The following is a 24,747-nucleotide window of genomic DNA, read 5'->3' as shown; positions in this document are numbered from 1 at the left end:
CCTTTGGCTGGGTTAGGCGGCTGTCATGAGGGTGAGCAGCCTGTCATACACGTCGCCGACGGCCGTGGTGGTCCGCCAAGGCTTGAGGGCTAGCCCGGCCGAGAACGCGACGCTCATTCCCCCGCCGCCGCGATGCTGTTCGACCACGTCCAGGGCCGCGTGCAACGCGGCGACGGCTTCATGAACGTGGCCTTGCCCAGTGTGGGCAAGTGCCAGGTTGGCGTGCACGATGGCCGAGGCTTTGGAGCCGTCGTGGGAATCAGCGGCAGTTTCCTCCAGAAGGGCTTGGGCGCGGGCCGCATCGTTGAGCGCCAGGTAGCAGGACCCGGCCAGACGCCCGAACTGCGTGGAGGCATAGAGCGGCGCCGCCGCGTCACTTCCGTCCACCCGGCCTAGGCGGGTTTCGGCTTGACTCAATGCCCGCTCGCATTGGCTGCGGGCTCCGGTCATGGCGTGGGCTTCGGCGGTGTGCAGCACCGCAAGCCCGGTCAACACGTGGCTTGTCGTGCCGGTGATAGTCGCCGTGTGCTGGGCCAACTCCAAACCGGCTTTTGGGTTTCTGTCTCCGTACAGGGCCACAAAGGAGGTGCGCAGCAGTGCGAGCCCTTCGGCTACCGGGTCGCCCAACTCCCGTGCGGCCGTGGCGGCGTGCGTGAAATAGGCGCGCGCGGTGGCATGGTCCCGGCGTCCGGAGGCATCCCATACGAGCTGCCCCATGAGGGTTGCGGCTTCGGCGTAGGCGGCGTGCAGGTCCCGGCGGACTTGGTGGGTGAGCGGGTAGGTGTGCCAGTGCGCCACCTGTCCCAAATGCTGCCCGCACTGTGCCACGAGCGCCGTACTTGGCTCGGTTTCGTAGCGGGCGTCCAAGTTCTGGATTTCCTTGCGGAGCTGCGCTACGGCCACCAGGTCCAGGGCGCCGGGGTTGGCGTGGATGTAGCTCTGGCGCTCCCGTGCCTCAAAGCCCGGGCCGGACTGGGCGGGAATATCGGCAGCCCTGCGGACCATCCCAGCAGCCAGAGTGTGCACGGGCTCTGTCTCGGATAGCAGGGCGTCCAACTCGCCCAGGCTGAGATGCAGGGCGGTAGCGATTGTGGGACGGGTCCAGGGCTGCGGGTCACGTTCACCGGTTTCCCATCGGCCCACCGTCGTGCGGTCCACCCCCAGAGCGTGGGCGAATTCTTCCTGGCTGAAACCCATCGCCGCGCGGCGTTTCGCCAAAGCGCGTCGTCTGCCCGCACTGGTGCCCATGGTGCGCCTGTACCCGCCTACCCTCCGGATTCACCCCTGGCCGTGAGAGGGTCTTTGGCCTGGTCAAGGGTGCCGATGCGGCAAGTATGCCGCCCAAGGGCCGAGTTGATGCCGTGGAGGCAGACAATGCACTCCGGTTGGGTGGTGGGCCCCAATAGCGAGCTGCCGGAGGCGCTTCGTGTACTGCTCACTCCCCACCGGACTACCAGCCCGGCCCCTCATGCGGGGACCCAGTGCCTGTATGGCCGTGAGGCAGGCCCGCCGCAGGCCCAGCGACCCGCACACCCACCACCCACTCGGCCGGGCCTACCGCGCCCGCTCAGGCATCCCGGCGGCCCTGGTCACTAGGCGACGCACCGGGACCGGGGTTTGCCATGTGCCGCCATGGCGGTACCCGCGATGAGCGCACATCTGTTCGGCAACCCGCCCGGCCCGCACCAGCCGCCGTTTTGTAGCCGCCTGGAACTCGCCGCCCTCGCCGATGCTCCAGGGTGGGCCCGGCGTCACACCCGCCAGGTGCTCCAGGCATGGAGCGTGACCGGAGAGGCCGCTGACATCGCCGTACTCGTGGTGTCCGAACTGGTCACTAACGCCGTACGGCACTCGGGAGGCTCCCTATTCGAGTCGCCCGGGCCAGTGTCGTATGTGGTCATCCACGAGCATGAGCTGGAACGCGTGGTGCTCGCCCTGTGGAAATCGCCGAGCCGTCTGCTGATCGAGGTTGCCGACGCCGACGACTGCCCACCGGTCCCAGAGTGTGATCTGGCGTGGGACGCCGAGTCCGGCCGGGGCCTGATGCTCATCGAAGCCATCGCCAAACAATGGGGCTACTACCAGCCCCCGATCGGCGGCAAAATCGTCTGGGTCGAAGTCGAACTCGACGCCTGCTAGCCACACATGCCAAGGGCCGGAGCCGACCGCAGGGCCCGACCCTTGGCGTGTGTGCGGCTGGGGCTTTCGCCGCCGGATGCCGTTGTGGGCTATGAGCCGCTTCACGGTCCGCAGACCGACGTCGTACCGTTCCGCGACCGCTGGTTATGCTGCCGCCGTGCGAAGCGCTCAGGGAAAGCGCTCAAACGAACGGTCGGGGCGAGGGGGCAGCAGCATGCGCGAACCGGTGGACCTCAGGCGGCAGCGGATCCTCGCCGCGGTGCGGTCGCGCGGTGCGACCCGGGTCAGTGATCTCGCGGCGGAGCTCGCGGTGTCGGTGGTGACCCTCAGGCGCGACGTGGAGGAGCTCGCCCGCGAGGGCAAACTGCGCCGCGGCCACGGGGTGGCCCGGCCGGTCGCGGACGAGGCCGAGCGGTCGGCGACCCCCGAGCCCACGGCCGACGGCGGGCCGGTCGCCGTCGTCGTGCCGGAGCGCCACTCGTATCTGTACGAGACGCTGCACGGCGCCCGTGCCGCCTTCGAGGAGGCGGGCGTCCGCATCGCGCTGCACATCGCCCCGGCCGCGCCCGGCGCCGAACAGCCCCTGGTGGAGCGGGCGTTGGCGGACGGTGCGCGAGGCCTGCTCATCGCGCCGCGCTGGCGCGACCGGGCCACCGAGGAGGCCGACTACGCCTGGCTCGCGCGCGTGCCCGTACCGCTGGTCGTGATGGAGCGCAGGCCCCGCCGCGGCAGCGCGCTGCACGCCGTCGACGCGGTGTGCACGGACCACTGGTACGGCGTCCACCTCGCCGTCGAGCACCTCACGGGGCTCGGGCACCGGCGCGTCGTGCTCGCCGCGCGCGACGACAGCCCGACGGCCCGCGCCCTGCGCGCGGCGTTCGCCGAGATCGCGGCGGACCACCCGGGCGTGGACGAGTGGGCGCTCGCCCTCAGCTCCGCCGGGGCCGTTGCCGACCCGGCGGCACCGGCCGCCGAGCAGCCGGTCGACCTGCCGTCGCTGCTCGCCGAGACGGGCGCGACCGCCGCCGTCCTGCACGGCGACGTGGACGCGCTGATGCTGGTGCAGGCGCTGCGCGACAGCGGGGTGCGGGTGCCCGAGGACTGCTCCGTGATCGCGTACGACGACGTGGTCGCGGCGCTCGGCAGCACGCCCCTGACGGCCGTGTCCCCGCCCAAGGCGGACATCGGCCGGGCGGCGGCCGAGCTGTTGCTGCGCCGTCTCGCGCTGGGCGCGGGGCCTGTGCGGCGCCTTGAGCTGCTGCCCGAGCTGAAGGTCCGCGGCTCCACCCGACCGCTGCGCGGGGCTTGAGCCGTGTGGGGGCTGCCGCGCCGGGTCGTCCTTCGTCTGCGGGCCGCCAGGGGCTGGTCGCGCCCGCGCGGCGGAGCCGCAGATGAGCACAGCCCCGCGCCCCTTCGGGGCGCTCCCCGGTGCGGCGCGCGTGGACGGTCTGGGCGCAACTGCCGCACCGCGATGAGCGTTTGATCGGTTTAGCTTCTTCTGGGCGTTCTATTGACCAGGTCCGCTCAGGCGATCAGTATTCCCGTGACTCGGACACGCAGGAGCCCCGGGAGGCGCCCATGCCTGGTCGACACAGCCGTCCCAGCCGTCGGGGAGTGCTCGCCGTGCTGCCGCTCGCAGGTGCGCTCGCCGCTTGCGGCGGGGCCGAGAGGGGCACCAGGCGCACCAAGGGCGTCACCACCCTCACCTTCTGGTCCGCGCTGCGCGGCAGCCAGCAGGTCGTGGACGCGTTCAACCGGACGCACGACCACATCCAGGTCGACTTCGAGCAGGTGCCGTCCGGCAACCACGGCGGCTACGCGAAGCTGAGCAACGCGGCCCGCGCGGGCAACGCCCCCGACGTCGCCACGATCGAGTACCCCCAGGTGCCGGGCTTCGCGATAGACGGAGTCGCCCGCGACATCACGCCGCTGCTCGGCGCCGGGCTGCGGGCCAAGCTGCTGCCCCAGGCGCTCGGCCTGACCACGTTCGAGCGGCGCACGTACAGCGTGCCGCTCGACGTCGAGCCGATGGTGCTGCACTACCGCCAGGACCTCTTCGAGAAGTACGGCTTCGAGACCCCCGCCACCTGGGAGGAGTTCGCCGAGCTCGCCCGGAGGGTGCCGGGCCGCGGCGAGGGCCGCAGGGCGGCGGTCTTCGCCACGGACGGCGCGACGCACTTCGCGGCCTGGGCCTGGCAGGCGGGCGCCCAGTGGTTCGACACCTCCAAGGGCGCCTGGAACGTGTCCCTCGCGGACGCCCCGACCCGGCGCGTCGCGGCGTACTGGCAGCGTCTGATCGACGAGGACCTCGTCCACGTCAACGCCGTCGAGAGCCGCCTCTTCGACGCCCAGATCGCGGACGGCCTGGTCCTGACCCGGTTCAGCGGCGCCTGGGAGGCGGGCGCGCAGATGAACGCGCGCCCGGCGCAGAAGGGCCTGTGGCGCATCGCGCCGCTGCCCCAGTGGGACCCCGACCGGCCCGCCATCGGCACGCACGGCGGCTCCACGTTCGCCGTGACGAAGGACAGCAGGCACCCCGAGGCCGCCATGGAGTTCATCGAGTGGCAGGTGTCCCACCCCGACGCCCTCAAGGCCCGGCTCTCCAGCGGCGCGAGCAGCCAGTACCCGGCCGCGACCGACCTGGTGGCGGTCGGCCGCGCGGCCTTCGACCGCGGCTACTACGGCGGACAGGACGTCTACGCGCTCTTCGACGAGGAGGCCCGCAAGATCCGCGACGGCTGGGTGTGGGGCCCTCGGATGACCGCCACCAGCAAGGTCATGCAGGACGCCTTCGCCCGCGCCGGAGGCGGCTTGGGCACCGTCCTGTCCTCCGTGCGCGCCGCGCAGGACGCCACGATGCCCGACCTCAAGGCGCTCGGCCTGGCCACCACCCAGCACTCCACGTGAACGCCCGCACCCCGAAAGGCAGGTGACACCCATGACCGCGACCGCCCACGCCCCCGCCGCGACCGCCCCGCGGCGGGCCGCCGAACGGCCCGGGCGGAAGGCGAAGCGCCGGGCCGCGCGCCGCGGACGCACCGCGGCGGGCGTCCTGATGGCCCCCTTCTTCCTCCTGCTCGCCGTCGTCTTCCTCGTCCCCGTGGGGACCGCGGTGTGGCTGAGCTTCTTCAGCGACGACCAGCCGGGCCTCGGCTTCGGCCCCGAACGCACCGTGTTCGTGGGCGCGCGCTCCTACGCCGCCGTGCTCAGCGACCCGACGTTCCTGTCCGGGCTCGGCACGGTCGCGCTGTACTGCCTGCTCTACATCCCGCTGATGGTGCTCGGCTCCCTCGCCCTCGCGCTGCTCCTCGACTCCGGCGTCGTACGGCTGCGCGCGTGGGCCCAGCTCGGCCTGTTCCTGCCGCACGCGGTGCCCGGCATCATCGCCGCCCTGATCTGGCTGTACCTGTACACGCCCGGCATCAGCCCGGTCATCGACGTCCTCAACAAGGCCGACATCACGGTGGACTTCCTCGGCCTGCACACCACGCTCCCGTCGATCGTGAACATCGCCCTGTGGAGCAACCTCGGCTACAACATGGTCGTCTTCTACGCCGCCCTGCAGGCGGTCCCGCGCGAGGTCGTCGAGGCGGCGGTCGTGGACGGGGCGGGGCCCGTGCGCATCGCGCTCCAGGTGAAGACGCCGCTCGTGCGCTCCTCGGTCGTGGTGGTCGCGATGTTCACCCTGATCTGGGCGCTCCAGCTGTTCACCGAGCCGATGCTGCTCAGCCAGTCCTCACAGATGATCAACTCCCGCTTCTCGCCCAGCATGTACATCTACGACGCCGCCTTCACCCGCAACAACTACTCCCTCGCGGCCGCCGCCTCGGTGATCCTGCTCGCCCTCACCGTCGCCGTGTCCTACGGCGTCACCCGCTGGACGAGCCGCGCCGAACCGGCCGAGGGGGCCGCCCGATGAGCGCGTCGCACTCCGCCCCGCCGCGCCCGCGCCTGCTCGGCCGGGCGACGGTCAACGCGGTCGTCGGGCTCTTCGTCCTCTACACGCTCCTGCCCGTCCTGTGGCTGGTGCTCGCCGCGACGAAGACCCGCGACGCCCTGTTCAGCAGCAGCCTGCTGTCCTTCGGCGACTTCTCCCTGGTCCAGAACGTCCAGGACGTGTTCGCGATGGACGGCGGCCTGTACGGACGCTGGTACGGCAACAGCCTGCTCTACGCCGTCCTGGGCGCGGCTCTCGGCTCGCTGATCAGCGTGGCCTGCGGATACGCCTTCGACAAGTACCGCTTCCGGCACAAGGAGAAGCTGTTCGGCCTGGTGCTCGCGGCGGTCATGGTGCCGCAGACGGTCCTCGCCCTGCCGCTGTACCTGCTGGCCTCCGAGGCCGGTCTGGTGAACACCTTCTGGGCGGTCTTCGTCCCGGTCCTCTTCAACCCGTTCGGCGTGTACCTGGGGCGGGTCTTCAGCCAGGGCTACGTGCCCGACGAGGTCCTGGAGGCGGCGCGCGTCGACGGCGCGGGCGAGCTGACGACCTACGCCCGGGTCTGTCTGCGGATGCTCGGCCCCGGCCTCGTCACGGTGTTCCTCTTCCAGCTCACCGCGATCTGGAACAACTTCTTCCTGCCCATGGTGATGCTGTCCGACCAGGACCTGTACCCGGTGAGCCTCGGCCTCTACCAGTGGAACAGCCAGGCGACCGTCTCGCCCGAGTACTACCCGGTGGTGATCACCGGCTCGCTGCTCGCGATCGTCCCGCTCATCCTCGCCTTCGCCCTCCTCCAGCGGTTCTGGCGCTCGGGGCTCACGGCGGGGGCGGTCAAGTGACCGGGCCCCGCACCGCGCTCGCCATGTCCGCGCGGGCCGCGGCGGCCGTCTTCGCCCCGCGCGCGCTCGCCGCGCTCGCCGAGGTGTGCGACCTGGCGCCGCCGCCCGCGCTCGACGACCTGACGACCGCCCGCGCCCGGACCGTGCTCGCCGACGTCGAGGTCCTGGTGACGGGCTGGGGCTGCCCGCCGCTCGACGCCGCCGTGCTCGCGGCGGCGCCACGCCTCAAGGCCGTGGTGCACGCCGCCGGTTCGGTGCGCGGGCACGTCACCGACGCCTGCTGGGAACGGGGCCTCGCGGTGTCCTCGGCCGCCGCCGCCAACGCGCTGCCGGTCGCCGAGTACACCCTCGCGATGATCCTCCTGCACGGCAAGCACGTCCTGGAGCGGGCCCGCGACTACCGCCGCGCCCGCGAGCGCGGCGACTGGCTGCTCACCCCCCACCACGTCGGCAACTACCGCCGCACCGTGGGCATCCTCTCCGCCTCCCTGATCGGCCGCCGGGTCATCGAGCTGCTGCGGCCCTTCGACTTCGAGGTGCTCCTCCACGACCCGTACGTCACCGCCGCGCAGGCCGCCGAGCTCGGCGCGGAGCGGGTGACCCTGCCCGCCCTCTTCGCCCGCGGCGACCTGGTGAGCGTGCACACGCCGCTGCTTCCCGCCACTCGCGGCCTGGTCGACCGGGAGCTGCTCGCCTCGATGCGGCCGGGCGCCACCCTGATCAACACCTCGCGCGGCGCCGTCGTCGACCAGGCCGCGCTCACCGACGTGGTGCGGGCGGGCCGGATCCGGGCGGTGCTCGACGTGACGGACCCCGAAGTCCTGCCCGCCGCCCACCCGTTGTGGGACTGCCCGAACGCCCTGATCACCCCGCACCTCGCGGGGTCCCAGGGCAACGAGTGGCAGCGCCTCGCCGACACGGCCGTCGGCGAGGTGGCCCGCTGGGCCGCGGGCGAGGGCCTCGCCCATCCCGTACGACGCGAGAGGCTGGCGTATCTGGCATGAGCATCCCCTTAGACCTGCCCGCGGAGGACCGGGGCGTGAGCCCGCACACCGGGTACACCCGCGCGCACTGGGAAGCCGTCGCCGACGGGCTGCTCACCGCCGCGTGGCGCTGGGCCACCCCGCGAGGCGCCCTGCTCGGCCTGCCGGGCCGCCCCTCCGCGTCCGGCGTCCGCTCGGACGGCCTCGAGGGCTACGCCCGTACGTTCCTCGCTGCGGGCTTCCGGGTCGCGGGCGCGGGCGGCGCGGACCCGCACGGCTGGCTGGAGCGGTACGCGGAGGGCCTCGCCGCGGGCACCCGTACGCCCGGCCGGGACGACACCGAGTCGTGGCCGCTGATCCTCGACCACCACGTGCGGGGCCAGCCCATGGTCGAGTCGGCGTCCGTCGCGCTCGGCCTCGCGCTGACCCGGCCGTGGCTGTGGGACCGCCTCGACGACGGCGTACAGGACCGCGCGGAGCGCTGGCTGCGCGACGCGCTCACCCATGTGCCCGCGCCCAACAACTGGTACCTGTTCCCCTTCATGGTGGCGTCCTTCCTGGAGTCCGTCGGCCGGGGCGACGCGGCGACCGCCCGCGCCATGGAGCGCGCGCTCGGGCTCCTGGAGACGTGGTACCGGGGCGACGGCTGGTACGCCGACGGCGACGGGCGGGCCTTCGACCACTACAACGGCTGGGCCCTGCACCTGTATCCGCTGCTGCACGCGCACCTGACGGGCGACACGGACCTCGCCGACCGGCTCGGGCCACGGCTGCGCACGCACCTGGAGGGCTACGCGCTCCTCTTCGGCGGGGACGGCGCGCCCGTCCACTTCGGGCGCTCCCTCACCTACCGCTTCGCGGCCGCGGCGGCCGTCGGCGTCGGCGCGGTCACCGGCCACACCCCGCTCCCGCCGGGCACCTCGCGCCGCATCGCCAGCGGGGCCCTGCGCCACTTCCTCGACCGCGGCGCGCTCACCGCCGACGGGCTGCTGAGCCTCGGCTGGCACGGGCCGCACCCGGCCACGCTCCAGCCCTACTCGGGCCCGGCGTCCCCGTACTGGGCGGCCAAGGCCTTCGTGGCGCTGCTCGCCCCCGCCGACGCCCCGCTGTGGACGGCGCCCGAGGAGCCCGCGCCGAGCGAGACCGCGGACCGGGTGCTCGCGCTGCCCGCGCCGGGCCTCCTCGTGCAGTCGACCCGGGCGGACGGGATCGTGCGCCTCCACAATCACGGCAGCGACCACGTCCGGCCGCACGAGGGCGAGGCCGCCGCGGAGGACGACCCGCACTACGGGCGGCTCGCCTACTCCACGCACACCGGCCCCACCGCGCCCCCCGACGCCGCCGACAACCACCTGGCGGTGGTGGTCGACGGCGTGGCCAGCGTGCGGCGCCGCATCCGTCCGCTCGGCGCGGGGCACGGCGACGGGTGGGGCTGGGCGGCCTCCTGGCACCGGCCGGTGTTCGGATCCGGGCCGCCGATGGTGCCCGGGCTGCGCGTCGAGAGCGTGACCGTGGCGCGCGGGCCGTACGAGCTGCGGGTGCACCGGGTGGTGGGGGCACCGCCCGGGGCGCGGGTGACGCTCACCGGGTGGGCCGCGGGGGCGCTGCGCTCGGGGCTTGTCGGGCTGTACGGCTGGGGCGGGGCGGACGAGGTGTCCGCCCCCGCGGGTACCGCCTACGAGCCGTGGGTGCGGATGCCGCGGCTCTCGGCCGCCGTCGAGGGTACTCGGGTGTTCGTGGCCCTGGCCTCGTTGGGCGCGGGGGCGCTGGCGCTCGCTTCCGCCGTATCTGAGGTCGTCCTTTCTGAGGGTGAGGCGTGGGTGGGCTGGGCGGATGGGGAGTGGACCGGGGTTGGCTTCGATCCGCCGCGGGTCCGTCCCGGTGGGGCGGCGGTCGATCGGCCTTCGGCCTCGTCCTCAAACGCCGGACGGGCTTGATCATCGCGCTCCGCGCTCGTCCTCAAGCGCCTCGTCCTCAAGCGCCGGACGGGCTGGGTGGGTGCGCCGCTCGTTCTCCGGTGTCGGGTGGGGCTCAGGTGGTTTCCAGGACCTCGCGGAGCTTCGTCGCGAAGGGCTCCGGCTCGCCGTGTTGGCCGTACTCGCCGCCCATGAAGCCCCCGTGGTGGCTGGGGAAGACCTCGGGGGAGGTGCCGAGGCGCTCGGCGATCGCGAGGCCTGCGCGGGAGGCCAGTTCGCCCTCCGACTCCTTGCCGACCGCGATGACGATCCGCGTCGGCGCGGCGGCGAGGGCGTCGAAGTCGAGCTGGTAGCCGCAGCAGCCGAGGAGGTTCTGGCCGAGGAGGGCGTCGTCGCGGGAGCCGTCGTCCTCGGTCGGGAGGCCGAAGGCGGCGGGGTCGGGCCCCGGCGCGTCGGCGTAGCCGTCCGGAAGGAGCCCCTTCTGCATCGTCAAGGCGATGAACTTGGCCATGGCGGGGCCCATGCCCTGGCTCTGGTACGTCCGGTGGATGCCCTGGACGGCGGCCCACGCCTGCTCGTGGTCCGGCACGGTCCGCACGGCCGGTGGCTCGTGCGCCACGAGCGTGCGCACCAGGCCGGGGTGGCGGGCCACGAGGGCGAGGCCGTTCACCGCGCCGCCGCTGCTGGCGAACACGTCCACCGCCCCGACGCCGAGCGCCTCGATCAGCTGCCGCAGGTCCTCGGCGTGCTGGTCCGGCGTCAGCGGGCCCTTGTCGTCTTTCCGGACACTGCGCGCGGTCCCGCGCGGGTCGTAGGTGACGACGACCCGGTCGGTGAGGTGCGAGGCGAGCGTCGTGAACCCGACGGCGTCCATGGGCGAACCGATCAGGAGCAGGACGGGGTGGTCCGCGTCCGCGTCCCGCAGCTCGCCCCGGACGTCGTACGCGAGGGTCGCGCCGGGCGCGTCCAGGGTGTGGCTCTCGGGCTTCGTGGTCATGGTGTCTCCTCGGGTCTCCTCGGTCGGCTCGGCCGCTCTCCTTGATAAGACCGCCGGACTCGCCGAATCTCATCGCGGACGGAGCGTGAACATGCCGGGGCGGGCGGGTGACCGGCCGGTGACCGGGCCCTCCCTGACGCTCCGGCGTGACGCGATGCGTGCGCCGGAACCCCTATGTGTGGATGAAAGCACGGCCTGCGTCACCCCCAACAGCGGCGTTTGTCGCGGGATTTCGGGACAGCCGGGCGGGCCGAAATGGCCAGGGTGTGGAAATCCCGTCGGTGCGTCACCAGCGCGCTGGCCGCGCCGGGCCGGGGCTGCTTAGGATCGCCGACGCGGGCCAGTAGGCGCGGTGCGCGCACCGCGTGCCGCGCCGGTCGGCACCCGGAGAATTCCGACGCCATGGATATATGCAACCGCTATGCGCCCGAGCCGCACGGGATGCGCGTGAGGCGCGTACGGGATCTGCGCGGTGAGATGCGTACGGGATCTGCGCGGGGGACATTGCGGGGGACATTCAGGAAACTCAGGAGAGTGGAATGATGACGGGGGAACACACATGCGTCGACACGCTCGCGTCGGCGTCGATCGGCGCCATTCGCTATCTGCACACGCTCGGCCCGACCGGCACCAATCTGGAGTCGGCGGCCCACCTCTGGCTCCAGCGCCACGGACTTGAGGACGAGGGGCAGGTCGTCCTGCACCCCTCCCTGGAGGAGGCCATGGCGAGCGTGCCGAGGACCGGCGCCCACGCCCTGGTGGCCTGCGCCGTCTACCCCGAGCTGCACACGCTCGTCTTCGGCAACCTCCACACCTGCCGGATGGTCGACTGCTTCCTGTGGCCCACGTACGAGATGGTGCTCGCCGCCGCGCCCGGCACGCGCGGCGAGCCGCGCACCGTGGCCACCCACCCCGCCCCGGCCGGGCTCGTGACGCCCGTCACCGAGCGGCAGCTGGTGACCAGCAACGCCCAGGCGGCCATCGACTGCGCCGACGGCAAGGCCGAGGGGTGCGTCACCACCGTCGTCGCGGCGCGCGCCCACGGCCTGCGGGTCGTCCGCAGCTTCGGCGAGGTCCCCATGGTCTACACCGTCCACCAGATGCGGGAGGCCGCCCGATGAGCGGCGCGCGCGGCGGGGTGCTCGGCCCGGCGGGCGCCGCCCACGGCCTCCACGACGACCTCCTGGGGGAGGCCGCGCGGCTCGGCAGCGGCCTCCTGCCGCGCGTCAACGCCTTCCGGTGCCGTCAGCGCGACGACGGCACCGTGCCCGCCCCGGACGACACGGACCGCCGCGCCCTGCTCGCCGTCAAGGACGAGGCCACCCGCTTCTTCGCCGGGCACGGCAGGACCGCGCAGGCCGACGCGCTGGCCGCCGACGTCGAGGGCTGGCTGGCCGCCGGGCTCGACACGCCGCCGCACTTCGCCCGCAGCCGTGACGCGCTCACCGCCCCGGCCGACGGGGACTGGGCGGCGTTCCTGGCCCCGGTCCAGACCACCAACAGCGTCCCGCCCGTCGGCAAGCGCCTGGAGTTCTTCCTCGTCCGCCGCAAAGAGCCCGACGCGCTGACCGGCCTCGCCGAGCACTATCCGCACCCGAAGAACAACTGCCAGGCCACCGTGCTCCTCGCGGGCAGCGAAGGAGTGGCCGACGGCAACTGCATCGTCTTCTTCCCGGAGAACGTCGCCGCCCACGACAAGGTCGTCGAACAGGCCTACGCGATCTTCTTCTTCAGCAAGTTCCGCAGGATTCACGAGACGTACGCCGTGCCGTCCGCACGCGCCGTCCTCACTCCCGAATCGGTGCCCCGGGCCTCCACTGGAATGGACCCCGAAGCCTGCTACCAGGCCCGGGCCGTGTGGGGATATCTGCACGACTACTTCCACCACCAGGGGCGGTGGCCGCTCGACCAGCACATCAAACTCAAGATGAACTGGTTCGTCGGCCTCCTGGAGGAGCTGAAGGTCGACGCGAGGACCGCGCTCGCCTGCCACGCCGACCCCGCGGTGCCGTACGCCGACGAGCAGATCGCCATGATCCTCCTGGAGCGGATGTTCCGGTACCCGCTGGACGCCCACGCCGTGCGCAACTTCGACGCGGGCACCGGCGTGTTCCTCTACTCCTGGCTGCGCGAGCGCCGCGCCCTCGCCCCCGGCCGGGCGGGGCTCCTCCACCTGGACCACGACCGGGTGATCGCGGGCCTGCGGGAGTTGGTCGACGCCATCGAGGGTATGGAAGCGGCCGTCAGCACTCCCGCGGAGTACCGCGCGGCCGCCAAGGCGCTCGTACGGACCCGGCTGCGCGAGGGCGCCGAGGGCGACCGGTACGCCTTCACCGACGACCAGCGGGCGCTCCTGCGAGCGCGGGAGCGGCTCGCCGCGGTGCCGCCCCTGCGCTTCGCACCGGCCGCGCTGTGAACGGGACGAGCCGAGCCACGAAAGGGCGTACCCCCATGGGTGAACTGAACCGAGCCGCGATGGAGGCCGCGGTGCGGCAGTACTTCGAGGCGTGCAACAAGGTCGACCGCGACCTGTTCGCCGCGTGTCTGTCCGAGGACGTCGTGCACTACCTGGCCCACGGCATGGCGGGGCCCGTGCACGGCATCGACCCGATCGTGGAGCGCTGGGGCGCCGACGTACGGGCCAACGACTCGCACTGGGCCGTCGACGCCGTCTACGCCGACGAGCACACCCGCACGGCCGTCTGCGAGTGGACCGCCTTCAAACCGCGGCTCGGCAAGGTCCTGCGCGGCGCGGAGGTCTACCGCTTCGACGCCTCCGGACTGATCGACGAGGTCCGCATCTACTACGCCTCCGCGCGCGACGACACCCGCGCCGCCAACGAGCTGGAAGGGTTCCCCTACGCCGACCGCGGGTTCGCCACGTGACCGGCGCCGCCTTGCCGCTCGACGACCGGGACGGCGTCGTCTGGGTCGACGGCGCCCTCGTGCCCTGGCGCGCGGCCCGCCTGCACGTCCTCAGCCACGGCCTGCACTACGGCGGTAGCGTCTTCGAGGGCGAACGGGTCTACGACGGCCGGGTCTTCGCGCTCCACGACCACAGCGCCCGGCTCGTCGCCTCCGCCCGGCACCTGGGCTACGAACTGCCCTGGACGGCCGACGAGATCGACGCCGTCACGTGCGAGGTCGTCGCCGCCGCCGGCCTCACCGACGGCTATGTGCGCCCCGTCGCCTGGCGCGGCGCCGACACCCTGCGCCTGGTGGCCCCGGACAGCCGCGTCCACCTCGCCGTCGCCGCCTGGCCCTGGCCGCGGATCTTCACCGACGGGCCGCGCGGCATCCGCCTCGGCACCTCGCGCTGGCGGCGCCCCGCACCCGACACCGCCCCGATCCGCGCCAAGGCGGCCGCCCTGTACGCCATCGGCGCCCTCGCCGGGCAGGAGGCGGAGGCGGCGGGCTTCGACGACGCGCTGCTCCTCGACCACCGGGGCCGCCTCGCCGAGGCCACCGGCGCCAACCTCTTCCTGGTGCGCGGCGGGGAGCTGCACACCCCGCCGCCCGAGTGCGTCCTTGACGGCATCACCCGGCGCACCGTCATCGGCCTCGCCCGCGGCCTCGGCCTCCCGGTCGTCGAGCGCCACCTCGCCCCGGCCGCACTCGACCACGCCGACGAGGTGTTCCTGACCGGCACGGCGTACGAGGTCCAGCCGGTGACCGGCATCGACGACAGGACCTACCCGCTCGGCGAGGTCGGCGCCGCCCTCACCGAGGCGTACGCGCGCGCCGTACGGGCCGGGGCGGACGAGCGGGCGGCGCGCCCGGCCCCGGCGGCCGCGTCGAGCGACGCCGGATGACCGGTTCCGGATCCACCGGCTCGCCCCGGCCCGCCCGCGACCCCGGCACGGACGGCGGGCGGCGGGCCGCCTGGGCCGAGGGGGCGCGGGCGGCCGTGCCCTTCACCGTGGCGATCTTCGCCTTCGGCGTGTCCTTCGGCGTCCTCGCCAAGGGCGCGGGCTTCCCCGCGCTCGCCGCGACCTCGATGTCGGGCCTCGTCTTCGTGGGCTCCTCGCAGTTCGCGGCGGTCTCCGTGATCGTCAACGGCGGCGGCTGGGCGGCCGCGGCCGTCGCGGGGACGCTCCTGAACCTGCGGTACCTGGTGATGGGCTTCGCGATCCTGCCCGCCCTGCGCGGCGGCCGGGCGCGCCGCGCCGTCGAGTCGCAGCTCGTCATCGAGGAGTCCTGGGCCATCGCCAGCGACGCCGACGGACGGTTCGACCGGGTGCGACTGCTCTCCTCCGGCGTGGTGCTCTGGCTCGGCTGGGTCCTGGGCACCCTGGCGGGCGCCATCGGGCCCTTCCGGGCGGTGGACGTCCTCAACTACGGCCTGGACGCGGTGTCCCCGGTGCTGTTCTTCCTGCTGCTCGCCCCCCATCTGGGCACCGCCCGCAAGCGGACGGCGGCCGCGACGGCGGCGGTGGCCGCCGCCGTCCTCACCGCCGTCGCGGTGCCCGACACCGCCATCGCCGTGGCCTGCCTCATCGCCGTCCTGTGGACCTGGCGGGCCGGGAGGAAGCCGTGAGCAACGACCCGTGGATCGTCGTCGGCGCCCTGGTGGTGACCACGTTCCTCATCAAGGGCGCCGGTTCCCTGGTCCTCGGCGACCGCGAACTGCCCGCCTGGTTCCCGCGGTTCGTGGAGTACCTGACGCCCGCGCTGCTCGCCGTCCTGGTCGTCACCCAGCTCGTGGGCTCGGCGGGCGCGCACGGCATGACCTTCGACGCCCGCGTCGCCGGGTTCGCCGGAGCCCTGGTGGCCTGGCGGCTCAAGGCGCCCGTACCGCTCGTCGTCCTGGTGGCCGCGGCGGTCACGGCGGGCGTACGCGCGCTTCAGTGACGCCCGGCGCCGCCGCGCCCGCGCTCAGCCCGCGTCGGCCTGAGGGGGTCCGGCCGCCGCGGCCCCGGCGCGCTCCACGGCCGCGGCGACCTCCAGGGCCTCGGCGAGGCCGGTCCTGTGGCCGGTGGCCCGGTGCAGGCGCACCGAGCGCTCGGCGGCCCGGGCGGCCTTGACGTGCTGGCCGAGGGCCAGGTGGACACGGGCGAGCTCGGTGAGGGCCGCGCCCTCGGCGAGCCCGAGCCCCGTCTGCCGGGCCATGCTCAACGCCTGCCTGGTGCACGCCAGAGCCTCGCGGCTCTCGCCCCGCTGCCGGTGCACGGCGGCGAGGCCCAGGCACGCCTCGGCCTCGGCCCTGCGGCAGCACGCCGCGCGGGCCGCGTCCAGGGCGCGCCGGTGGTGGTCGAGGGCGCCGGGCACGTCGTCCAGGCGCAGCAGCACCGTGCCGATCGTGTTGAGGGCGTCCGGCTCGACCAGGCGGCGGCGGGTGCGGTGGGTGACGCCGAGCGCGTCCACGGCGTACTTGAGCGCGAGCCGCGGGTCGCCGAGGTCGCGGCAGACCACCGCGAGCGCGGTGAGGGCGCCCTCCGCCGCGTACGTGGCCAGGAGCCTGCCGTCCACCGCGAGCGCCCGGGTGAGCAGGCGCTGCGCCTCCTCCAGGGCGCCGAGCGCGTGCTGCACCAGCGCGCGGCCCCACAGCGACAGCATGACGGTGTGCTGGTCCGCCGAGGCCTCGGCGCACGCCCCGGCCGCCGCGAAGTGCCCGCGCGCGGCGTCCAGGCGGCCCTGGTCGAGCCGGGCGCAGCCGAGCAGGAACAGGGCCCAGGCCTCCCCGGCGGGCTGGGCGCCCTCGCGGTAGAGGGACAGGGCCCGTTCGGCGTCGCGGGCCGCCTGCTCCAGGGCGCCCCGCTCGCGGTGGGACGCGGCGAGCCCGAGGACCGCGCCCGCCCGCTCCACGGGCTGCCCGGCCCGCGCGAACAGCTCGTCGGCGGCGGCGCTGTGCTCCAGCGCCTCCTCGTGCCGGGCCAGCTCCCACAGGACGTAGCACAGGCTCCAGTGCATCACCGCCCGCGCGTGGTCGTCGTGTTCGGCCTCGGCCGCCTTGAGGCCCGCGTGCGCGGCCCGCAGCCAGTCGGTGCGTCTGCCGTGCTCCATCAGGTGCCCGTGCACGGCCAGGGCGGACTTCCAGGCGAAAGGGCGTGGCCCGTGGCGCACCGCGTGCTGCGCGCAGGCGAGCAGCGCGGGCCGCTCGTCGTCGAGCCAGGCCAGGGCCGCGGTGTCGTTCCGGAAGGCCAGGGGCGCGGTGGGGGAGCCGTCGGGCTCCGGCGGCCGGGCGGCGTACCAGGAGTAGAAGGTGCCGTACAGGCGGCAGGCGGCCTGCTCGGCGGTGCCCAGGTACCAGGTGAGCAAGCGGCCCACGGCTTCGTCGCGCACGGTCGGGGCGTCCTCGGCCACGGCCCGCTCCCCGGCGAACAGGCGTACGAGGGCGTGCAGATGGAACCGGCCGGGCCGGTGCGTCTCCAGCAGGCTGCGGGCGGCGAGCTGGTCGAGGAGGCGGGTGGTGGCGGGCACCGCCGCGCCGGTGAGGGCGGCCGCCGCGGGGACGGACACCTCCGGGCCCGGGGCGAGCGCGAGCAGCCGCAGGGCCTCGCGCTCCGGGGCGGGCAGGGAGCGGTAGGACAGCGCGAGGACGCTGCGCACGCCGGTCTGCCGCTCCTGGTCGAGGGCGAGTTCGCCCAGGCGGTCGGCGCGCAGCTGGCCGACGATCCGCGCGATCGGCAGGTGCCGGTCGCCGATGAGGTGGGCCGCGACGATCCGGACGGCGAGCGGCAGCAGACCGCAGAGCCGGACGGCCTCGGCGGCGGCCTCCGGCTCGCCCCGCACCCGGTCCGCGCCGATGACGCGGCCGAGCAGCGCGAGCGCCTCGTCCTCGGCGAAGACCGCGAGGCTCACCCGGTGGGCGTCGTGGAAGGCGGTCAGGCCCCGCAGGTCGTTGCGGCTGGTGACGACGACGAAGCAGGTCGGCGAGCCGGGCAGCAGCGGCCGCACCTGTTCGAGCCCGGCCGCGTCGTCGAGCAGGATCAGGACGCGCTTGCCCGCCAGGAGCGAGCGGTAGAGGGCGGCCTTCTCGTCGGTGCTCTCCGGCAGGTGCCCGGTGCCGACGCCGAGCGCGCGCAGGAGCTGGCCGAGGGCCTCGTCGGCCGTGGTCGGGGGCTCGGCGGCGTGGCCGCGCAGGTTCGCGTAGAGCTGGCCGTCGGGGAAGCGGTCGGCCACCCGGTGCATCCAGTGCACGGCCAGGGCGGTCTTGCCGACGCCCGCCATGCCGGAGACGGAGGAGATCACCAGGGTCTGCCCCGGGCCCGTGTCGTAGCGCGCGAGCAGGGTGTCGAGCTCCCGCAGCTGGTCGGCGCGGCCGGTGAAGCTGGCCACGTCGGGCGGGAGCTGGCGGGGGACCGGACGCGCGGCGGGCGGTGCCGCGGGGGCCGGGGAGCGCTCGGGGGCGAGGGAGGGGTCGCCGACGAGGACGCGCTGGTGCAACTCCTTGAGCTGGCGGCCCGGTTCGATGCCCACCTCGTCGTCGAGGAGCTGGTAGAACTCCCGGTACGCGGCGAGGGCGTCGGCCTGGCGGCCCGAGCGGTACAGCGCCAGCATCAGCTGGCGGCGCAGCCGCTCGCGCAGCGGGAACGCCCGGACGAGGGTGGTGAGTTCCGCGAGCGACGCCTCGTAGCGGCCCAGTTCGATGAGGGCGTCGACGCGGTCCTCGCGGGCCACCAGGCGCAGCTCTTCGAGGCGGTCGGTCTCGGCGAGGGCGAAGCTGCGGTCGCTGACCCCTTCGAGCGCGGGCCCCGTCCACAGGGCCAGGGCCTCGTCGAGGAGGGTGACCACGGCGGCGGCGTCGCCGTCGGCCGCGGCCTTGCGGGCCTGGTCGGTGAGGTGGACGAAGCGCAGCGCGTCGACCTGGTCGTCGGCCACCTGGAGCGTGTAGCTGGTGTTGCTGCGGGCGCCCGCGCTGACCAGGACCTCGAAGCCGGAGGTGGCCCGCCGGCCCGGCTCCAGGATGCGGCGCAGATGCAGGATGTGGGTGCGCAGCGAACTGATCGCGCCGTCCGGGATCTCGCCCTCCCACAGCAGCTCGGCCAGGCGCGAGGTGCTGACCGGGCCGCGGGCGAGCGCCAGGGCCGCGAGGAGCGCGCGCTGCTGTGGTCCGAGGCCCACGTGGCGGCCCTGGACCTCCACGCTCACCGGGCCCAGGAGCCGGATGCGGACCGACTCCTTCGGCGCCTGCGCCTCCTGGGGCTCCGAGATGCGGCTCACTCGACTCCCTCTGCTTCCCGGTTGGCGGTCCATGCTCTTGTGGTCGCTTTTCCGCCCCCGTCCGGTTGCCGCCGCGGCGCTGATCGTGTTCCGGCTCAATCGGATCCGGACTCGTCGGGGCCGGTGACGAAGCGCCGGATCACACCGTCCGACACCGTGAACTCCCAGGCGGTGTCGATGTCGTTCCAGATGTCGTTGTGGAAGCGGGCGCTCACGGACAGGCCGTCGGGCGACTCGCGCACGACCTCCATCCGCGCGTGCGAGGCGAACAGCTCCCGCTCCACCCACGCGTGCAGGTCGCGCTCGGTGCCGACGTCGATCACGGTGGCGTCCTCGGCGAGGACGGTCCAGAGGGCTTGCTGGTCCTGGGCGTTGACCGCGTCGACGAAGGCGCGTACCGCCGGGTGGGAAGGCCTGGCGCTGGGGGAGGTCATCTCCGGTGCTCTCCTGGTGGTTCCTGGTGGTGCCCGACCGGGGCCTGGCCGTGGTGGAGCGGGGCGGCCGGTCAGCCGTCGGTGACGGCCCGGTGCAGGGCGTGGGTGTCCTCGAACAGGTGGTAGCGCGCGACCCGGCCGTCGACGACCGTGAGGTGCGCGGCGAACGGCGTGGTCAGCGGTTTGCCGGTGGCTTTGACGGTGTCCCGCAGATGGCCGATGATCACGCCGTGCTCGCCGTCGACGACGATGTGCGTGACGGTGAACTCCTCCGGGTGGAGATACTCGTGGAGCGTGGTGAAGAAGTGGGACACGCCCTGGTGCCCGGTGTGGTGCCCCGACCACGGCACCGCCGGGGAGCCGGGGGCGAGGAACTCCGCCGACTCGGAGAACAGCCGCACCGCACCGTCCAGGTCCCGGTCCGCGAGCCGGGCCAGATAGGCGTCGATCACTTCTCTGGTGGCCCGTGCGGACGCCTCGGGGGAGTGCGTGGACATCTCACCAACTCCTCGTCTGTCGCTGACGGCAGGACCGGCCGCACGGCCTGCCCCGCCGCTGGTCGTGGAGTCCCAGTGTGGTGCGCCTGTGGCGGGGAGCGTAAGGCAGTCGCTGGTTTCGCGCCATGAGTTGGCGGTGCGCCGTGGGTGGCTCCGCGTGTCGGCAGGTGGGGGAGGGGACCGGAGGCAGGGGGGTACCCCCGGACGGGGGTGCCGCGCCGGGCGGGCGGGCCGGACGCCGGGCCGCGCCGGGCGGGAGGCTCGGGGCCCCGCTCCCGAAGGCCCGGCTGATGGCGTGACGGCGTGACGGCCCGACGAGTCGCCGCACCGGCGGGCGGGCTGACGGGGATCGCGGGGGCGACGCCCTAGCCTGTGGTCCCGGCCTCGCACCGGCCCCCGCACCGGCCCTCGTACCCACCTTGGAGCGCACACCGCCATGCAGCCCGTACCGGAACTCCCGTTCCCCGACGCCCACCGACCGGACGACGCCCCCGCGCCGCACCCGCTGCTCGCGCCCGTGACGGATCTGCTCGGCACCTGGCACGGCCTGGGCGACGGCGGATACCCCACGCTCGACGGGGACTTCGCGTACGCGCAGGAAGTCACCTTCCGCCACGACGGGCGGCCCTTCCTGCGGTACGAGGCCCGGGCCTGGATCCTCGACGCCGACGGCGCGCCGCTGCGCCCGGCGGCCCGGGAGAGCGGCTGGTGGCGGCTCCAGGCCGACGGCCACGTGGAGGCGGTCATCTCCCAGCCCACCGGCATCGTGGAGATCGCGACCGGCGTCGCGGCCGACCGCACCGTCGACGTCTCCACCCACCAGGTGGCCCTCACGCCCACCGCCAAACGGGTCGACGCCACCCGTCGCCGCTACGCCCTGGCCGACGACGGCACGCTCACGTTCACCCACGACCTCGCGGCGGTCGGCCAGCCGCTCCAGCACCACCTTTCGGCCACGCTGCGCCGCGCCCGCTAGCCGCGGTGGGGGGGCGTGCACGCGGTTTCGAGGTTTCAAGCCAACTCCCGTGTCGCATAGCTCAGATGCCGACGCAGCCATTCGGCCATCAGGTCGCAAGGCCCGCGCGGTGCGTACGACCCCTGGCCGTCAGGTCAGGGGTCATCAATGAGCAGGCGGCACCGAGCGCTCGGGGCACGGTGCCGTGGCACACCCCCACAAGAGGCCCCCCACGGGCCCGCACAGAGGAGGACCCCCCCATGCGTCGTCGACTCGCCACCCTGGCCGTGAGCGCCGCCGCCCTCACGCTCGGGACGGGCCTCGCGGCCGCCCCGGCCTCCGCCGTCCCGGCGGACAAGACGCAGGTGCTCAGCCGCTGGACGCAGACCGACGCGGGCAGCTACAACGCCTGGGCCGCGGCCCGCGCCAACCAGGGCGCGTGGAGCGCGTACCAGTTCAACTGGACCACGGACTACTGCTCCTCGTCCCCGGACAACCCCTTCGGCTTCCCCTTCCAGAGCTCCTGCGCCCGGCACGACTTCGGCTACCGCAACTACAAGGAGATGGGCGCCTTCAGCGCCAACAAGGCGCGGATCGACAGCGCCTTCTACGCCGATCTGAAGAGAGTCTGCGCGAGCTACAGCGGCGCGAAGAAGACCGCCTGCGACGCGACGGCCTGGACGTACTACCAGGCCGTCGACAAGCTCGGCAGCGTCGCGCCGACGCACACCGAGTCGGCGGCCTGACCCGGGGCCCTAGGGGGCGGGGTTCCGCCCCCTAGGGCCGGTGGAACCGCACCTCGGGGAAGCGGGCGGAGGGGCCCGTGAGCAGGGGCGCGTTCCGTCCCCGTAGGTGGGTGTCGACGAACGCGGTGACGTACGCGCGCGTGACGGCGTCGGCGCGGTCGCCGTCCAGGCGCTGCTGCGGCAGGCCGAGCCGCTTGCCCAGCGGCGCCAGGTCGGTGAACGAGGTGTGCTCGGTGTCGTCCACGGTCAACCAGCGCTTCCAGCCGGTGCATTCGGTCCAGGTCTCGTCCCAGGTCGGGTCCGGGCCGCCGGGGACGTGGCTCGGCCTGCCCAGCATCAGCAGCGGCCGGTCGAGAGGCGTGTCGTTGGGGAAGTGGAAGTTGCCGTCCATGTCGACCGCGGCCCGCACGCGGGCGTCGCGCAGCATGGCGGGAACGGTGCTGAAGCCGCCCGCCGAGTGTCCGACCATGGCGACGCGGCCGGAGTCGAGGCGCGGGCCGCCGCGCCACGCCGGGCGCTCGCCGGTGAGTTCGTCGAGGACGAAGGAGACGTCGGCGGCCCGCACCGCGCCCACCTTGAGGTAGTCCCGGTGCGCGCACGCCACGCAGGTCGTCGGGGGCCCGTCGGGGAAGGAGATGCCGTCGGCCTCGTAGTTGTGCCCGATCGCGGCGACGGCGTAGCCGCGGCTCGCCAGCTCCTCGGCGAGCCCCGTCAGGGTGGCCCGGGGCATGCCGAAGCCCGGCGAGAGCACGACCAGGGGCAGACCGCCGCGCGCCCGCACCGGCGCGGCCCGGACGGTGGCATGGGTGACCACCGTGCTCAGGACCTCCTTGGGCACCTCCGGCGGAAGGTCCTCCGCGCCCCCCAGGTACGTCCTCGACTCGTCGGCCGTCATGTACGGGGCGCGCGTGCCCGAGGGCTTCGCGGCCGGGTACCAGACGGAGACCATCAGCTCCCGCCGCTGCCCGGGCACCCACGGGTCCGCCCGGTCCGCGTCCTTGAGGTGCACCGCGGCCATCCCGACCGGGTGCTTCCCGGTGGGCGCGGGCAGCTCCGGCGCGGCCGCGCGCGGCGGTGGCGACGGGGCTTCGGCGCGGGCCGCCGCCGCGGGGGCGGAGACGGTGAGCGTGGCGGCGAGGGCCGCGCAGGCGGCGAGGAGAGTGCGTCTCATGGAGGACCTTTCGACCGGCGTCCCTTCACGACGGGAGCGTCGTGAAGCGCTGCCCTCACGCTAGGCACGGGCGGGCTCGCGGCCATCGGCCCCTGGCTGACACTCCCGGCGCCCCGGTACACCCGTGGGGCTACGGCCAGGGGTGACGCGCTCCCGTGGCGGGCCGCGAACCCCTGCCCGACCCCTAGGTGGCGAGATCGGCACGGCGACAGGTGCGCAACCCCCTATGGCCGCTGACAAGCCTGGTGACCGCGTGTTTGGGTGGGCCGCCCGTGCTGTACAGGCCCCGTGACCCGGGGCGGAGAAGGGGGATCCATGACGTTCGCCAAGGTGTCCACGCGCGTCCTCGCGCCGCTGGCCGGAGCCGCGCTCGCGGCCGTGACCCTGGTGTCGCCCGCGGCGGCCGCGCCCGAGCACTGGGTCGCGGGGGAGGCCCACTACGCCAACTCCCGGCAGGTCATCACCCCGAACCACGGCACCCAGGGCGCGCGGATCGTGGCCCGCGTGGACTGGGAGGCGGGCAAGGGCGGTGTCTACGGCAACCTGTGGGACATCATGAGGGACGGCAACGACTCCCGCATCGAGGCCGGGTACTCCTATCTGAGCGGCGGCACCTGGAAGCCGGTCGTCCGTACCCTCAACACCGTCAAGGACACGAGCGACAGCGGGGTGCACACCAATCTGCACACCGACCCGGGCGTGAAGATCAAGGACCTCAAGATCAGGGCCTGTTCCGTCAACAGCGCGGGTGCCTACGTGTGGTGCGGCGACTGGGTGTAGCCCGGCCGGGGCCCGCGGTGACCCGCGGGCCCCGGCCCCTAGCGGATGCCCGCGCCGTACGCCGTGAGGGCCCCGGTGACGGGCTGGACGTACCGTACGGGGGTTCTCCCTACCCCGGGTCGGCCGGGTGGCCCGAGTCCGCATGGGCCCGCTGGCCGGATGGATCAGTTCCACTTGATGGCGGAGGCTGAGCACATCGCGATGTTCGACCGGCACAGCCCGACCGGACACCGCGGCATCTCGACCGAACTGTGTCATGTTCGACCGCTAGGAGACCCTGTGTTCAGCCTCAAGTCCTCGCGCCGCACGGTGGCGCGCGCCGCCGCGGTGGCCCTCGCCGGAGCGGCGTGCGCCGCCATGATGACCGGCAGCGCCGAAGCCATCGTCAACGGGAAGGACTCCACCCAGCGCTACCCGGCCATGGTGTCGATCCCGGTGACAGTCGCGGCCGACCCCACGCTCAAGGGCGTCTGCGGCGGATCGCTCATCGACGAGAAGTGGGTGCTCACGGCCGCCCACTGCGTGGACCCGACCCTCGTCACCCTGGACGGCACCGTCCGGATCGGCAGCGACTTCAGGAAGTCCGGGGGCACGGTCCGGAAGGTCACGAAGACGGTGTCCCACCCGAAGTACAAGAACGGCGAGGGCGAGGGGCCCAACCGCAACGACCTCGCGCTGATCCGCCTGGACCGCCCGGTCGCCGAGAAGCCCATCCGCATCGCGGACAAGCCGGGGCGGCCCGGCACCCCGACGCGCCTCCTGGGCTTCGGCACCGTCGTCAACGCCTCCGACCCCACCGGGTGGGTCTTCCCCGACCGGCTCCAGGAGCTCGACACGCGCAGGGGAGCGGTCTCCGAGTGCGCGCCCGGCTACGCCGACAGCACCCGCCTGTGCACGATCAGCCAGGTGCCGCACGCCATGGCGTGCAACGGCGACTCCGGCGGCCCGCAGATCCAGCGGGACCGCAAGGGCCGCTGGGAGCTCATCGGCGTCACCACGGGCCCCGGCGCCCCGGGCGTGCCCTGCACCGAGGGGCCGGGGCTCTACACCAGCGCGCCCGCCTACGCGGGCTGGATCCACAAGGCGATGGCCCGCAACAGCTGATCCGCAACAGCTGATCCGCAACAGCTGATCCGCAACAGCTGATCCGCAACAGCTGATCCGCGAGAGCTGATCGGCCACCGCTG

General features: G+C 73.8%; 23 protein-coding genes. 17 read left to right on the top strand and 6 right to left on the bottom strand.

Annotation, left to right across the window (positions count from 1 at the left end):
- Positions 1-12 precede the first annotated feature (12 nt).
- Positions 13-1,248 carry a helix-turn-helix domain-containing protein gene (locus ACIG3E_RS31175; RefSeq protein WP_399622912.1) on the bottom strand — a complete coding sequence of 412 codons (1,236 nt, stop codon included), beginning with the start codon at positions 1,246-1,248 and terminating at the stop codon, positions 13-15.
- A gap of 399 nt (positions 1,249-1,647) precedes the next feature.
- Between ACIG3E_RS31175 and ACIG3E_RS31170 the strand changes: the two genes are divergently transcribed.
- The 7 genes from ACIG3E_RS31170 (at position 1,648) to ACIG3E_RS31140 (ending at position 9,838) form a co-directional block, all read left to right on the top strand.
- Positions 1,648-2,139 (top strand): ATP-binding protein, encoded by a 492-nt coding sequence (locus tag ACIG3E_RS31170; RefSeq protein ID WP_399622911.1) that lies wholly within the window; start codon positions 1,648-1,650, stop codon positions 2,137-2,139.
- A 214-nt stretch (positions 2,140-2,353) separates the two neighbouring features.
- Positions 2,354-3,448, top strand: coding sequence for a substrate-binding domain-containing protein (locus ACIG3E_RS31165; protein ID WP_399622910.1), 1,095 nt, complete (start codon positions 2,354-2,356; stop codon positions 3,446-3,448).
- Positions 3,449-3,717: 269 nt separating this feature from the next.
- Positions 3,718-5,046, top strand: coding sequence for an ABC transporter substrate-binding protein (locus ACIG3E_RS31160; protein WP_399622909.1), 1,329 nt, complete (start codon positions 3,718-3,720; stop codon positions 5,044-5,046).
- Between the two features lie 31 nt (positions 5,047-5,077).
- A complete protein-coding gene (locus ACIG3E_RS31155) occupies positions 5,078-6,058 on the top strand; it encodes a carbohydrate ABC transporter permease (protein ID WP_399622908.1) in 981 nt (326 codons plus the stop codon).
- Complete coding sequence (locus ACIG3E_RS31150) at positions 6,055-6,918, top strand: carbohydrate ABC transporter permease (RefSeq protein ID WP_399622907.1); 864 nt, start codon at positions 6,055-6,057, stop codon at positions 6,916-6,918. Before ACIG3E_RS31155 ends, ACIG3E_RS31150 begins: the two co-directional genes overlap by 4 nt.
- Positions 6,919-6,941: 23 nt before the next feature.
- Positions 6,942-7,922, top strand: a complete 981-nt coding sequence (locus ACIG3E_RS31145) for a hydroxyacid dehydrogenase (protein ID WP_399622983.1) — start codon at positions 6,942-6,944, stop codon at positions 7,920-7,922.
- A complete protein-coding gene (locus ACIG3E_RS31140; protein ID WP_399622906.1) occupies positions 7,919-9,838 on the top strand; it encodes a DUF2264 domain-containing protein in 1,920 nt (639 codons plus the stop codon). Before ACIG3E_RS31145 ends, ACIG3E_RS31140 begins: the two co-directional genes overlap by 4 nt.
- 94 nt (positions 9,839-9,932) lie before the next feature.
- Here the strand turns inward: ACIG3E_RS31140 and ACIG3E_RS31135 are convergent, their stop codons facing one another.
- On the bottom strand, positions 9,933-10,814 hold the full coding sequence (locus tag ACIG3E_RS31135; protein ID WP_399622905.1) for an alpha/beta fold hydrolase: 882 nt from the start codon (positions 10,812-10,814) through the stop codon (positions 9,933-9,935).
- Positions 10,815-11,353: 539 nt separating this feature from the next.
- Here ACIG3E_RS31135 and ACIG3E_RS31130 point away from each other — a divergent pair.
- From ACIG3E_RS31130 to ACIG3E_RS31105, 6 genes are read left to right on the top strand one after another with little or no spacing between them, the layout of a single operon-like run.
- Complete coding sequence (locus ACIG3E_RS31130; protein WP_399622904.1) at positions 11,354-11,935, top strand: bacilysin biosynthesis protein BacA; 582 nt, start codon at positions 11,354-11,356, stop codon at positions 11,933-11,935.
- Positions 11,932-13,230 (top strand): DUF6421 family protein, encoded by a 1,299-nt coding sequence (locus ACIG3E_RS31125; RefSeq protein WP_399622903.1) that lies wholly within the window; start codon positions 11,932-11,934, stop codon positions 13,228-13,230. The genes ACIG3E_RS31130 and ACIG3E_RS31125 overlap by 4 nt, the downstream gene beginning before the upstream one ends.
- A gap of 35 nt (positions 13,231-13,265) precedes the next feature.
- Positions 13,266-13,700 (top strand): nuclear transport factor 2 family protein, encoded by a 435-nt coding sequence (locus ACIG3E_RS31120; RefSeq protein ID WP_399622902.1) that lies wholly within the window; start codon positions 13,266-13,268, stop codon positions 13,698-13,700.
- Positions 13,697-14,626 carry a branched-chain amino acid transaminase gene (locus ACIG3E_RS31115; RefSeq protein ID WP_399622901.1) on the top strand — a complete coding sequence of 310 codons (930 nt, stop codon included), beginning with the start codon at positions 13,697-13,699 and terminating at the stop codon, positions 14,624-14,626. Before ACIG3E_RS31120 ends, ACIG3E_RS31115 begins: the two co-directional genes overlap by 4 nt.
- Positions 14,623-15,351 carry an AzlC family ABC transporter permease gene (locus ACIG3E_RS31110; protein WP_399622900.1) on the top strand — a complete coding sequence of 243 codons (729 nt, stop codon included), beginning with the start codon at positions 14,623-14,625 and terminating at the stop codon, positions 15,349-15,351. The genes ACIG3E_RS31115 and ACIG3E_RS31110 overlap by 4 nt, the downstream gene beginning before the upstream one ends.
- Positions 15,348-15,665 carry an AzlD domain-containing protein gene (locus ACIG3E_RS31105; protein WP_399622899.1) on the top strand — a complete coding sequence of 106 codons (318 nt, stop codon included), beginning with the start codon at positions 15,348-15,350 and terminating at the stop codon, positions 15,663-15,665. The genes ACIG3E_RS31110 and ACIG3E_RS31105 overlap by 4 nt, the downstream gene beginning before the upstream one ends.
- 24 nt (positions 15,666-15,689) lie before the next feature.
- On the opposite strand, the gene ACIG3E_RS31100 is transcribed toward ACIG3E_RS31105, so the two are convergent.
- From ACIG3E_RS31100 to ACIG3E_RS31090, 3 genes are all read right to left on the bottom strand, one after another.
- On the bottom strand, positions 15,690-18,977 hold the full coding sequence (locus ACIG3E_RS31100) for an AfsR/SARP family transcriptional regulator (RefSeq protein ID WP_399622898.1): 3,288 nt from the start codon (positions 18,975-18,977) through the stop codon (positions 15,690-15,692).
- Between the two features lie 95 nt (positions 18,978-19,072).
- Positions 19,073-19,411 carry a nuclear transport factor 2 family protein gene (locus ACIG3E_RS31095; RefSeq protein ID WP_399622897.1) on the bottom strand — a complete coding sequence of 113 codons (339 nt, stop codon included), beginning with the start codon at positions 19,409-19,411 and terminating at the stop codon, positions 19,073-19,075.
- A gap of 71 nt (positions 19,412-19,482) precedes the next feature.
- The gene (locus tag ACIG3E_RS31090) at positions 19,483-19,908 is read right to left on the bottom strand and encodes a nuclear transport factor 2 family protein (protein WP_399622896.1); all 426 of its coding nucleotides are present in this window, start codon (positions 19,906-19,908) and stop codon (positions 19,483-19,485) included.
- A 436-nt stretch (positions 19,909-20,344) separates the two neighbouring features.
- On the opposite strand from ACIG3E_RS31090, the gene ACIG3E_RS31085 reads away from it, so the two are divergent.
- The gene (locus tag ACIG3E_RS31085; protein WP_399622895.1) at positions 20,345-20,884 is read left to right on the top strand and encodes an FABP family protein; all 540 of its coding nucleotides are present in this window, start codon (positions 20,345-20,347) and stop codon (positions 20,882-20,884) included.
- 239 nt (positions 20,885-21,123) lie between these two features.
- On the top strand, positions 21,124-21,609 hold the full coding sequence (locus tag ACIG3E_RS31080; RefSeq protein ID WP_399622894.1) for a phospholipase: 486 nt from the start codon (positions 21,124-21,126) through the stop codon (positions 21,607-21,609).
- Positions 21,610-21,640: 31 nt separating this feature from the next.
- Here the strand turns inward: ACIG3E_RS31080 and ACIG3E_RS31075 are convergent, their stop codons facing one another.
- Positions 21,641-22,780: an alpha/beta hydrolase family protein gene (locus tag ACIG3E_RS31075; protein WP_399622893.1), complete on the bottom strand. Its 1,140-nt coding sequence runs from the start codon at positions 22,778-22,780 to the stop codon at positions 21,641-21,643.
- A gap of 315 nt (positions 22,781-23,095) precedes the next feature.
- On the opposite strand from ACIG3E_RS31075, the gene ACIG3E_RS31070 reads away from it, so the two are divergent.
- Both ACIG3E_RS31070 and ACIG3E_RS31065 read left to right on the top strand, forming a co-directional pair.
- A complete protein-coding gene (locus tag ACIG3E_RS31070) occupies positions 23,096-23,560 on the top strand; it encodes a hypothetical protein (protein ID WP_399622892.1) in 465 nt (154 codons plus the stop codon).
- A gap of 279 nt (positions 23,561-23,839) precedes the next feature.
- Entirely contained in the window at positions 23,840-24,664 is an 825-nt protein-coding gene (locus ACIG3E_RS31065) for a S1 family peptidase (protein WP_399622891.1), read from the top strand.
- The last annotated feature ends 83 nt before the right edge of the window (positions 24,665-24,747 follow it).

It is taken from the genome of Streptomyces sp. NPDC053474 (genome assembly GCF_044544845.1).
Lineage (GTDB): Bacteria > Actinomycetota > Actinomycetes > Streptomycetales > Streptomycetaceae > Streptomyces.
This window is presented reverse-complemented; position numbering and strand designations above follow the sequence as displayed.